A 12040-nucleotide genomic window follows, 5' to 3' on the forward strand; every position below is an offset into this window, starting at 1 on the left:
AACGCCGGCTGAGAAGAGTTCAGTCATAGCGCAATGCTTCAATGGGGTTGAGCCGCGCTGCGCGCTTTGCGGGCAGGTAGCCGAACAGCACGCCAATCCCCACCGAGATGCCAAAGGCCACCGCAATGGAGTTGAAGGACGGGCTGACCGTGACCGTTGTGCCGCTGGTGAACATGGGCAGCACCTTGTTTGCTCCCATGGATACGATGTAGCCCAGTGCAATGCCCAGTGCGCCGCCGAGGGCCGAGGTGGTGGCTGCTTCCACCACGAACTGCGACAGAATGGTGCGTTCCTTGGCACCCAGTGCCTTGCGAATACCAATCTCGCGGGTGCGCTCAGTCACCGACACCAGCATGATGTTCATGATGCCAATGCCGCCCACCAGCAGCGAAATGCTGGCAATGCCGGTCAGGATCACGATGACCATGTTGATCATCTTGTTCATTTCCTCCAGCCACTCGCTGGCGCTGTAGACATAGTAGCCGTTATCCGAGCCAAGCAGGTGCTGCAGCTCGCCTTCCACTGCAGACTTTGCTTCGTTGGCGCGGCTCTCATCCTCCATGACTGCAGCATAGTTGCTCACTATGCTCTGGCTGGACAGGCGCATGGCCGTGGTATAGGGCAGATAAACGCAGTCGTCGTCGCTGCCCTGCTGCATGTCCGGGTCGCTCACCTTTGCCGCCAGCACGCCCACGATGCGGAACTTGTTGGCTCCGATCTTGAGCGTCTGGCCCAAGCCGTTGCCGCCAAAGGCTACGCGGTTCAGATAATCGCCGATGACGCACACCTGCTTGTTGTCCTTGATATCCATGTACTGCAGACCGCGTCCCTGCGCGATCTGGTAGTTCTTCATAACGGAATAGTTTTCGTCCACACCGCTGATGTTGGACCAGCGGTAGCTGTTGGTTCCAATCTTCAGCGTGCCGCTGCCGCTGAAATCGATCTGCGGCGAAATGGACTGGATCAGCTCCGGGTACTTCGTGGGCAGCTTGTACATTTCCTCCACCGGAACAGTGCGGGAGCCGTTGCCCCACACCTGCACCGAAAGGGTGTTGGTGCCCAGTGCCGAAAAGCTGTCGCGCATGCTCTTGGTCATGCCGTTGCCCAAGCCCACGATGACGATGACTGCCATAACACCGATGATGATGCCCAGCATGGTAAGGAAGGTGCGCAGCTTGTTGCTCCACACGTTCTGGATGGCCTGACGGAAGGTTTCAATGATCATGCTTTCTCCTCCTCATCCGGCGTTTCCGGCAGCAGCGTGGGCTGCACCATGGCTTCCGGTGCATGGGCATCACCATCGTAGACCACCCGCCCGTCCTCCAGACGGATGATGCGGTCTGCCTGCACCGCAATGGAATTATCGTGGGTGATGAGCACCACGGTGTGGCCCTCATCGTGCATCTGCTGCAGCATTCCCAGCACTTCGCGGCCGGTGTGGCTGTCCAGTGCGCCGGTAGGCTCGTCGGCCAGAATGACCGCCGGGTTCCGCACCAGTGCCCGGGCGATGGAAACACGCTGCTGCTGGCCGCCGGAAAGCTGGTTGGGGCGGTTCCTGAGCTTATCGCCCAGACCCACCTGCTCCAGCACCTCTTTGGCCCGGGCGTGGCGCTCGGCGCGGCCGATGCCCGCATACACCAGCGGCACCTCCACGTTCTCCATCAGGTTGAGCCTTGGCAAAAGATTGTACTGCTGGAAGATAAAGCCCAGCATCTCGTTGCGGATCGCAGCCAGCTCGTTGCGGTTCATCTTGCCCACATCCCTGCCGTTGAGCCGGTAGGTTCCGTGGGTGGGCACATCCAGACAGCCGATGATGTTCATACAGGTGGACTTGCCGGAACCGGACTGGCCGACGATGGCCACGAACTCGCCTTTTTCGATTTTCATGGTGATGTGGTCTGCTGCTTTTACCGTGGTATCACCCATCTGGTAATACTTGCACACCTCATCAAACTCGATCAGAGCGCTCATCGCTTCCTCCTGCGTTAAAACATCATGACACTGCTGCCATCGTCGTAATAGTCATCGGTGCTCACAGAGCTGGGATCATAGGCCACGGTGTCATTACCGGTGACACCGCTGATGATCTGGGTATAGTCATCGTCGCTCACACCAGTCTTGACCGGAACGTACACATAGCCTTCCGGTGCGGTCATATCGGGGGCTGCATTGGCGGCACTGGGCGAATCCTTGGTCACCAACACATAGCCGCCGCGCACGATGGCTGCATTGGGCACCGCCAGAGCGTTCCCTGCCTCCGCGGTCACGATCTCTGCGTTGGCATTCATGCCGGGGCGCAGACCCTCGGTCTCATCGATGCGCACCGTGACCGGGTAGGTGGTGGTGCCGCCGCTGGAGGTACCCTTCATGGAAACACGGGTCACTGTGCCGGTATAGGTCTTATCCGGCACTGCATCAGCCGTCACCTGTACGCTCTGGCCCACTGAGACATCGCTGACCTGCAGCTCGTCCACATTGATGACCATGACCAGATAGCTCAGGTCGTAGATGGTGCACAGGTCGGCACCGGTGGCCAGTGCATCACCGGCCTTGGCGTTCTTTTCAATGATGGTGCCGCTGATGGGCGAAGTGACCGTGTAGTTGTTCATGGCCTCCTGCAGGTTGTCCATGTTCAGCTCTGCGCTGCGCAAGGTCTCGGCTGCGGACTGGATGGCCTCGGTAAGGTCCTCGCCGCTGATCTGCAGCACGATATCGTCCTTGTTCACGGCTCCGCCTTCCGGCACATTGATGGCCGTCACGGTACCGGCGGCAAGGGCAGTCAGGGTGCGCTCCGCCTGATACTCAAAGCACTTGGCAGCAATGCAGTTCACGCCATTGATGGTTGCCGTTGCTGCCTGCGCAGTGGTCAGGCCGCCTGCATTGCGCACAGCAATGGTCACGGTGCGGGTGAGCAGGTTGCCGGTGCTCAGGGCATCGGTACCGGTCACAGCGGTCACGGTGCCGGTCAGCATTTCAAAGGTACCGTCCAGCGTCACCTCTGCGCTCTGGCCCACCGAGAAGGTGGCGGCATCCGCTGCCGGGAACTCCAGCTGCAGCACCATTTTGGAGCTGTCACGGATGACCGCCACTTCCTGACCGCTGGTCACTTCGTCGCCCTTGGCTACCTTGAGGGTACTCACAACACCTGCCACCTCGGCGCGCACATATTGGCGGTCCACGGTCTTATCGTAGCTGCGCTGTGCCTGCTGCAGGGTGATGGATGCCTGCTCTGCCTTGGTGGTGGCATCGGAGGCATCCACCGTGTACAGCACAGTGCCTTCCTCTACAATGTCGCCTTCCTCAATGGTGCTGGTGAGCACCTTGCCTGCCACCAGCGATTTGACGTTATATGTATTGGCCGGGTTCAGAGTGCCGGTGCCGCTGAGGGAGTTGGACAGATCCCGCTTTTCCGGCGTGGTCTGCACATAGCTCACATCCACATTGGTGTCCTGTGCCTTGTCCGGGCGCAGGATGAACCATCCGCCCAGCACGGCCACGCACACCACCGGCACCATCCATTTCCAGTTCTTGCGGAAAAAGGCTGCTGCTTTGCCGCCCTTCGCTGCGGGCTTTGCCTCACCCGCAGCCGTCTGCTGTACCGTAGCATCCTGCTTCTTTTTAAAGATCATGCTTGCTGTTTCCTCCTGTATCTTTCAGGGCATGCCCTGGTTTCGGTATCGGGCGCAGGCTTTGCAAAAGCGCGCGATAAAGAGTTTATTGTTAGTTTATCGCATTTTCGTCTATTACACAAGCGTCTAAATTTTGTTTTGACGCATTTATGTCAAAGTTTTATCCAACTTTCACACCGTGCCCTCTTTTGCCTTCCAGACAAAACAAAAGAGACAGTGCCCCGCTCTTGCAGGGTACTGCCTCTTTTTTGAAGCACGATCTTTATTCAGCTGTAGTTTCCACTACCACATACACCCCGGCAGGGACGCATGCAGCCCATGCGCCGTCCTTGTCCAGCCAGCCGAATTGCTCGCACACATGATCCGGGCACTGACTGTCCAAAAATGCGATGGCACCATCCTTTACCTGCAGATGCACGACATAATTGCCCACATCATACAGGTAATCGTGGTCTGTATCCAGCGGCAGAGTCTCGGTGATGCCATCGCCAAAATCGACGGTGGCCTGCAAACCGCTGCCCTTGCTGCTGTGTGCTGCGCGCACGCCGAAATACAGCGCTGCTGCCAGCACAAGAATCACTGCAGCAAAGATCAGGTTCTTCATCCATGGTTTCAGGCCTTTGGAGCCGGAAGCGTTTTCAGGTGCTTTGCGGGTACTCATGCAGCGTAGTCGCTGGCAGCCTTACCTGCAATGCGGCCAAACACGGTGAAGTCTGCAACAGCGTTGCCGCCCAGACGGTTTGCACCGTGCACACCGCCAGTGACCTCACCTGCTGCAAACAGGCCAGGGATCACAGTGCCGTCCTCCTTGAGGACTTCGGTGTTGGTGTTGATGGTCAGGCCGCCCATGGTGTGGTGCACACCAGCAGTGACCTTGATTGCATAGTACGGAGCAGTATCCAGCGGGTTTGCAAAGCTGGTGCGGCCAAAGTCGGGGTCATTCTTGGCCTCAACATAGCCATTCCAAGTCTTCATGGTCTCGGCAAAAGCAGCCTCATCAACGCCCATTGCCTTGCCCAGCTCCTCGTAGGTCTCGCCGGTCACGGTGAAGCCCTTCTTGATGTAGCCCTGAATGACGCTGGAAGCATCCACCATAGCCTGATCGACCACCAGCCAGCTGTAGCTGCCGGTCTGAGCGATCTCAGCAGCAGAGACCACGTCACGGGTGCCCACTTCGTCGATGAAGCGCTTGCCCTCGGCGTTGATCAGCACAGCGCCGTCGCCGCGCAGACCCTCGGTGATCAGGGCAGCGGTGTTGGCCTCAACGGTGGGGTGGATCTGGATCTGGTCCATATCCACGGTGCCAGCGCCGATCGCGGTGGCCATCTCAATGCCCTGACCCTGAGCGCCGGCAGCGTTGGTGGTCATGAAGCCCTTCAGCTCAGGCTTGTACTCGGTGACCATGTCCAGATTTGCGCCGAAGCCGCCGGTGGTCAGCACCACAGCCTTGGCGTTCACAGTGACGGTCTCGCCGGTAGAACCGGTGGCCTTGATGCCCACAGCAGCGCCGCTCGCATCGGTCAGGATCTCGTTGGCGGTGGTGTTCAGCAGGATCTGAACACCAGCCTTCTCACAGTTCTCCTCCAGCAGGGGGATCATGTAGGAACCGACAGAAACGGTCTTGCCCTCTGCGTTCACAGGGCGATGGATGCGCTTGACGGATGCGCCGCCAAAGCTGGAAACACTGTGCAGGGTGATGCCGTGCTCGTCCAGCCAGTCGATGGCATCAGCAGAGTTGGAGCACAGGGTCTCCACCAGAGCAGGGTCGTTGATGCCCTTGCCGCCGATCATGGTGTCCAGCTCCATCAGCTCAACAGAGTCGAAGTAGCCGGTGGGGTTCTTCTGGTACTCTTCCCACTGCTCAGAGACGGTCTTTGCCAGAGCGGTGATGGTCTCGTTGTCAGCGTACTTTTCAGCAGCAGTCTTCAGGGTCTTTTCGACACCGGCAGATTCGCCGAACTCGTTCTCATCCTGATACACGGTCTTGCCGGCGTTCATGCCGCCAGTAGCGCGCACAGAGTTGCCGCCCACCATGGCCTGGCTCTCCACGATCACAACGCTCTTGCCCTCGGCAGCAGCGGTGATGGCAGCGGTCATGCCTGCGCCACCTGCACCCACGATGACAACGTCAGCGTCAACGGTGGAATCCTCGGCCTTGGTCGCGTCGGCCTTGACCTCGATCTTATAGTCGTCGGCGTTCAGGCCGGCGGCAGTCAGGGCAGCGGCTGCTGCCTCCTTGATGGCGTTGGAGGTGATGGTCGCGGTGGACACGCCGTCCACGGCGATACTGCCGGTCTCAGCGATCTGAGCGGGCAGCTGCTCCAGTGCCAGCGTACCGATGCCGGGGGTCTCATCCTTGCCCTCAGCGGTGCAGCCGGTGATCTTGCCGTCTTCCAGCGTCAGGGTAACGGTAACATCGCCGCCCATACCCTTGGCAGTGCCGATGAAATCACCGGACACGCCGCCTGCGGTGGAAGCGGGCTTGCTGCCGCAGCCGTAGCCCAGCAGACTGACACCCACAACAACCGCCATGGCCAGCGCAGCCACGCTCTTGCGGATCTGATTCTTTTTCATTGTTTCTTCCTTCTCATATTCGGGTTGCTTGTGTTCGGACATCTATCAGCAAAAAAGGGGGAGCTGCTCATTCGGAAAGCAGTTCCCCCTCGCTGAAACTTAGAAAAGACTTAGGCGTTAGCCTGAGCTGCAGCAACAGCGCATGCGACGGTAGCGCCGACCATGGGGTTGTTGCCCATACCGATCAGGCCCATCATCTCAACGTGTGCGGGCACGGAGGAAGAGCCAGCGAACTGAGCATCACCGTGCACACGGCCCAGAGAGTCGGTCAGGCCATAGCTTGCGGGGCCTGCGGCCACGTTATCGGGGTGCAGGGTACGGCCCGTGCCGCCGCCGGAAGCGACGGAGAAGTACTTCTTGCCGTTCTCGATGGCCCACTTCTTGTAGGTGCCGGCAACCAGATGCTGGAAGCGGACGGGGTTGGTGGAGTTGCCGGTGATGGAGCACTGAACGTCCTCTTTCTTCATGATGGCAACGCCTTCCATAACGTCGTTTGCACCGTAGCACTTGACGGCTGCGCGCTCGCCCTCAGAGAAGGGGATCTCCTTGACGACGGTCAGGGTCTGAGTGGGGATGTCGTACTCAGTCTGAACATAGGTGAAGCCGTTGATACGGGAAATGATGTAAGCTGCATCCTTGCCCAGGCCGTTCAGGATGACGCGCAGGGGGGTCTTGCGGACCTTGTTTGCAGTGCGGGCGATGCCGATAGCACCCTCAGCAGCAGCAAAGGACTCGTGGCCTGCCAGGAAAGCGAAGCAGGTGGTGTCCTCGCTCAGCAGACGAGCGCCCAGATTGCCGTGGCCCAGACCGACCTGACGCTGCTCAGCGACAGAGCCAGGGATGGTGAAGGCTTCCAGACCTTCGCCGATGGCAGCAGCGCACTCGGCAGCATCGGTCAGGCCGCGCTTGACGGCGATAGCGGTGCCCAGGGTGTATGCCCAGACAGCGTTATCAAAGCAGATGGGCTGAACGCCGCGCACGATCTTGTCGCAGTCGATGCCCTTAGCGAGGAGCATCTCGTTGCAAGCGTCCAGAGACTCCAGGCCGTTAGCCTTCAGGCATGCCTCGATTTTCGGCATGCGGCGATCCATAGATTCAAAAGTTGCCATGAGTTGTTCCTCCTCTCTTATTCCTCACGCGGGTCAATGTACTTCACAGCACCCTGCTCCTTGCTGAAGCGGCCGTAAGTACCCACGTTCTTCTCATAAGCCTCGTTGGGGGTCTTGCCGTGACGGATATCCTCCATCATCTTGCCCAGCTTGACGAACTGATAGCCGATGACCTCATCGTTGGCATCCACAGCCAGCTTGTTGATATAGCCCTCGGTCAGCTCCAGATAACGGACGCCCTTCTCCTTGGTGGAGAAGATGGTGCCGGTCATGGAGCGCAGGCCCTTGCCCAGGTCGTCCAGACCTGCGCCGATGGGCAGACCGTCCTCAGAGAAAGCGGTCTGGCTGCGGCCGTAGACGATCTGCAGGAACAGCTCGCGCATAGCAACGTTGATGGCGTCGCACACCAGGTCGGTGTTCAGAGCTTCCAGAATGGTCTTGCCGGGCAGGATCTCGCCTGCCATAGCAGCAGAGTGGGTCATACCGGAGCAGCCGATGGTCTCCACCAGAGCCTCCTCGATGACACCGTTCTTGATGTTCAGGGACAGCTTGCAGGTACCCTGCTGAGGTGCGCACCAGCCCACACCGTGGGTGTAGCCGCTGATGTCCTTGATCTCATAGGCCTTGACCCATGCGCCCTCTTCGGGGATGGGAGCCGGACCATGCTTAGGACCTTTGGTGATCGGGCACATATTCTGTACTTGCTGCGAATAGGTCATAATCATACTCTCCTTTTGACAAATGTTGCTTTGCAGCACAAAGCCGCCGCCGCGCCCTGCCGGCACAGCCGCTGCCCTTTGCTGCTTGCATCTGACCGGGCGCGCCGCTCTCTTTCAGCGCCTTAACCGGTACTACCACGCATGATTTTATTATAGAGAAAGCTGACGGATTTTGCAATACATTTCCGGTAAAAAACATCAAAACTATTTGCAGTTGCCTTCCGCTAACTGTCAATTCGGATGCTTTTGTCATTTCATTCGTCAAGTTTTTGTCAACTATGTCAAGAGGGCAAATTTCACGCTCCTGTGTCCTGCCTGCGCGGTGTCTGCCCGGCAGGCTTCAGTACCCACATGGCCGCAAAGCCCGCCGCTGCGCCGCCCACGGCAAGCCAGTGCCGCCCGGCTTCCAACCCCCAGAGATTTGCTGCAAACGGAAAGGCCAGACTGCCCACGCTCTGCCCCAGTGCCAGAAAACCGTAGTTCACCCCTGCGTGCGGCAGGCCGAACAGATCGGTGGAAAGGGCGGGCAGCACTGCTGCAAGGCCGGAATAGCAGAAGGTAAGCCCCGCATAACAGGCGATCACCCACCAGCCCTGCGCAAACGCAAACCCTGCCGAAAGCCCCAGCGACACCGCAAACAGCAGCAGATCGGTGGGCCTGCGGCCAATTTTATCGCTGAGCATGGGCATCAGCAGGCGGCCCGCCGCACTGCCCACGCTGCCCAGCACCACGCTCCACAGAGCAGCGTTCTCGTCCAGCCCCCGCTCCACGCCCAGCTTCAGGATGATGGGGCTGAACAGAAGCACCGCCGGGGTGGAAAAGCACACCGCGCCTGCGCACAGCCAGTACTGCTTTGTTTTCAGCATCTGCCACGGGGAAAGGTCGATCTCATTTTTGCCGTTCCCCTGCTGGTTTTGTTTGCTTTCCGGCGGGTCCTGCAGCAGCAGACTGCCCGCAAGGCAGACGGGCAGCGTTATGGCCCCCAGCGCCCAGAACGCGCCCCGGATGCCCTGCACGATCCCAAAGCCGCTGACCGCCGTGCGCACGAACACGGTGAGGAACGCACCGGAAAGGCCCACCGCCCCGCCGATCACGCCGGTGGCAAGGCCCTTGCGCCCGGCATACCACTTCTGTGCGCAGGACTGGATGGATGGGTACAGAAACGCCGTGCCCAGCCCCGCCGGGATGCTGAATGCCAGAAAAAAGCTGACCGCACTGCCGCCCGGCAGCATGGCCGCCGCAAAAAATCCGCCGCACAGCAGTGCTGTTCCCCACAGAGCCGCACACCGCGGGCCTCGGCTGTCCTGCAGAAAGCCGCCGAGGACGCACCCCACGCCGAACGCCGCAATGAGGATGCCGAAGGCATAGCCTGCCCCCTGCTCGCTCAGGCCGTACTCGTCCATGACCGGCTGCTGGAATACGCCCCACGCCGCCGGGATGCCCGTGAGCACCTGAATGGCTGCGCCCGCCGCAAGGATGGTCCACGGATGTTTTGCTGTAAATTGCTGTTTCATCGTCTGTCCTCCGAATGGTTTTTCCTTTACAGTGTGCCCATTTCAATTGACAAAACGGCAGATTTCTTTATAATGAATAAGGTAAAAGTATTTACATTGATTTATATAGAGAGGAACCATCTTATGAAAACACAGGCATTGAAGGGCATGCGCGACCTGCTGCCCGCAGAGCAGACCCTGCGCGATTACATTCAGGGCAAAATTCTGGAGACCTACCGTGCGTCCGGCTTCGAGCGCATTTCCACCCCCATGCTGGAGGATATGGAGAATCTGGACAAATCCGACGGCGGCGACAACCTGAACCTGATCTTCAAGGTGCTCAAGCGCGGCGATAAGCTCACCGCTGCCCTGAACACCGGCGATCCCAAGCAGCTGTCCGATATGGGCCTGCGCTATGACCTGACCCTGCCGCTGAGCCGTTACTATGCCGCCAACAAGGATAAGCTGCCCAGCCCCTTCAAGGTGATCCAGACCGACCGTGTGTTCCGCGCCGAGCGCCCGCAGAAGGGCCGTCTGCGCGAGTTCGTACAGTGCGATATCGACATTCTGGGCGATTCTTCCCCCAACGCCGAGGTGGAACTGATCGACGTGACCACCCGTGCCCTGCTGAACATCGGCTTCACCGGCTTCACCGTCAACATCAATGACCGCCGCATCCTGCGCGGGATGCTGGAGAGCATGGGTTTTTCCGCTGATACGCTGGATTCCGTCTGCATCACCTTTGATAAGATGGACAAGATCGGTGCCGATGGTGTGAAGGCTGAGCTGACCGAAAAGCAGCTGCCGGAAAATGCCATCAACGCACTGGCCGACTTCATTGCCGCAGGCGAAGTCACGCTGGATGCCGTGGCTGCCCGCTGCGCAGACCCCGCCATTGCCGACGACCTCAAGTATGTCCTTGCTACCGCCAACGCCATGGCTGCAGGCCGCTATCAGGTAGCCTACTGCCCCAGTCTGGTGCGCGGTCAGGGCTACTACACTGGCATGGTGTTTGAGATCACCTGCCCGCAGTTCAGCGGTGCCGTGGCCGGCGGCGGCCGCTACGACAACATGGTGGGCAAGTTCCTGGGCACTCAGGTGCCCGCCGTGGGCTTCTCCATCGGCTTCGAGCGGGTGTGCGGCATCCTGCTGGAGCAGGGCTACCAGATCCCCGGCGCAAAGCAGAAGATCGCCCTGCTGTACGGCAAGGATGCCGATTTCACCGCCGTTCTTGCCAAGGCTGCAGACCTGCGCAGCAGCTACAATGTCACCGTTCTGCAGCAGGCCAAGAAGCTGGGCAAACAGTTGGGCCAGCTGGAAGCTTCCGGTTTTTCCGGTGCCGCCTTTATGGATAAGGATGAGATCAAAATTTTTGCGCAGCAGTAAATAATTGCACACAAAGCCCCTTTACTTTTGATATGCTACCCCTAGAGTAGCCAGAGTAAAAACAAAACTCTGAGTACTCTTGGGGTATTTTCATGTCAAGAAAAAACACCTCAGAAAATCGAGCGATTTTCTGAGGTGTTCTTGTTTTTTCTGGTTTAAAAGCCGGTAGGCGGCACATAGTAACTGGGGATCGAGGCTGTTTTCTGCACATTTGCCTGCTGGCGCAGTGCTGAACGGGTCACCTCTGCCCAAGAATACTGGGTCATATACTCGCCGCGATAGGAATTGGTGGCCGAGCGGCTGCCCCGCAGGAAATTGTAATAATCACAATCCACCTTGCTGGTGTCCAGCGCCAGTGTGCTGCGGCCGCGGATGAGCAGGCCGGTAACACCTGCATCCTCCAGCGTATGGCTCAGGTCAAAGATCAGATTGCGGAGATGGCTGTGCAGCGATGCGGTGTCGGGCTTATCCTCCCACAGCACGGCCAGCATTTCGCCGTTGGTGCAGGTGGCACCATTGCGATCCACCAGATAGGCCAGCAGCTCCTTGCTCTTGCTGCGCTTGAAGGCCAAAGCGCGCCCGCCCACGAAGATCTCAAAATTGCCAAAGCACTGGATCTTGATGCCGACAGGGGCATTCTCCGGCGGGTAGCGCAGATGCTCCAGCACATTGCGCACATCCGCCTCGTTTGCAGGCTTGAGTAAAAAGCCGCTCACGAAGATCTGCAGCGCTTCCAGCGCATACTCCGGGTGCTCTGTTACCACAATGATGTTGCAGCGCGGCTGCAGCTTCTGGATCATGCGCGTCAAAGCAAGCCCGTTCATGCCGGGCATTTCCAGATTGAGGAAAGCCGCGTCCATCGGCCCCTGACGCATCCAGCTCAGTGCATCCTCGGTCGTCATGGCGCTGATATAGTCGCAGTCGGGTGCAACGCGGCACAGGATGCGGATCAGCGAGTTGATCGCAAGCTGTCCATCATCGACGACCAGTATCTTCATTCGTACACCCCCGCAAGTTTACCATACATGTTCTCTTTTTCAGTTTAACACTTTGTCCTTTGATTCGCAAGTTTTTTTGCACAAAAAGACAGAAGCTCCACACTTCTTTACAAAAAGACGTTCCTTCCCCAT

Annotated in this window: 10 protein-coding genes; 1 reads left to right on the forward strand and 9 read right to left on the reverse strand. The window is 58.8% G+C overall.

The window, feature by feature from the left end:
• Positions 1–19: 19 nt before the first annotated feature.
• The 8 genes from DXA66_RS08755 to DXA66_RS08790 form a co-directional block, all read right to left on the reverse strand.
• On the reverse strand, positions 20–1225 hold the full coding sequence (locus tag DXA66_RS08755; protein WP_097778327.1) for an ABC transporter permease: 1206 nt from the start codon (positions 1223–1225) through the stop codon (positions 20–22).
• On the reverse strand, positions 1222–1971 hold the full coding sequence (locus DXA66_RS08760; RefSeq protein ID WP_118528235.1) for an ABC transporter ATP-binding protein: 750 nt from the start codon (positions 1969–1971) through the stop codon (positions 1222–1224). Before DXA66_RS08760 ends, DXA66_RS08755 begins: the two co-directional genes overlap by 4 nt.
• Positions 1972–1985: 14 nt before the next feature.
• The gene (locus tag DXA66_RS08765) at positions 1986–3629 is read right to left on the reverse strand and encodes an HlyD family efflux transporter periplasmic adaptor subunit (protein WP_118528237.1); all 1644 of its coding nucleotides are present in this window, start codon (positions 3627–3629) and stop codon (positions 1986–1988) included.
• A 262-nt stretch (positions 3630–3891) separates the two neighbouring features.
• Complete coding sequence (locus tag DXA66_RS08770; protein ID WP_005940526.1) at positions 3892–4290, reverse strand: NusG domain II-containing protein; 399 nt, start codon at positions 4288–4290, stop codon at positions 3892–3894.
• Positions 4287–6203, reverse strand: coding sequence for a flavocytochrome c (locus DXA66_RS08775; RefSeq protein ID WP_118528239.1), 1917 nt, complete (start codon positions 6201–6203; stop codon positions 4287–4289). Before DXA66_RS08775 ends, DXA66_RS08770 begins: the two co-directional genes overlap by 4 nt.
• 110 nt (positions 6204–6313) lie before the next feature.
• Positions 6314–7312, reverse strand: coding sequence for a GGGtGRT protein (locus tag DXA66_RS08780; protein ID WP_005935035.1), 999 nt, complete (start codon positions 7310–7312; stop codon positions 6314–6316).
• A gap of 17 nt (positions 7313–7329) precedes the next feature.
• Positions 7330–8031: an iron-sulfur cluster assembly scaffold protein gene (locus DXA66_RS08785; protein ID WP_015537775.1), complete on the reverse strand. Its 702-nt coding sequence runs from the start codon at positions 8029–8031 to the stop codon at positions 7330–7332.
• 296 nt (positions 8032–8327) lie between these two features.
• The gene (locus DXA66_RS08790) at positions 8328–9545 is read right to left on the reverse strand and encodes an MFS transporter (RefSeq protein ID WP_118528241.1); all 1218 of its coding nucleotides are present in this window, start codon (positions 9543–9545) and stop codon (positions 8328–8330) included.
• Between the two features lie 123 nt (positions 9546–9668).
• On the opposite strand from DXA66_RS08790, the gene hisS reads away from it, so the two are divergent.
• Positions 9669–10910: a histidine--tRNA ligase gene (gene hisS, locus DXA66_RS08795; protein WP_097774680.1), complete on the forward strand. Its 1242-nt coding sequence runs from the start codon at positions 9669–9671 to the stop codon at positions 10908–10910.
• 155 nt (positions 10911–11065) lie between these two features.
• Here hisS and DXA66_RS08800 read toward each other — a convergent pair whose 3' ends face one another.
• Positions 11066–11908: a response regulator gene (locus DXA66_RS08800; protein ID WP_005940544.1), complete on the reverse strand. Its 843-nt coding sequence runs from the start codon at positions 11906–11908 to the stop codon at positions 11066–11068.
• Positions 11909–12040 lie beyond the last annotated feature (132 nt).

Origin of the sequence: Faecalibacterium sp. OF03-6AC (genome assembly GCF_003478175.1) — a bacterium.
GTDB lineage: Bacteria > Bacillota > Clostridia > Oscillospirales > Ruminococcaceae > Faecalibacterium > Faecalibacterium taiwanense.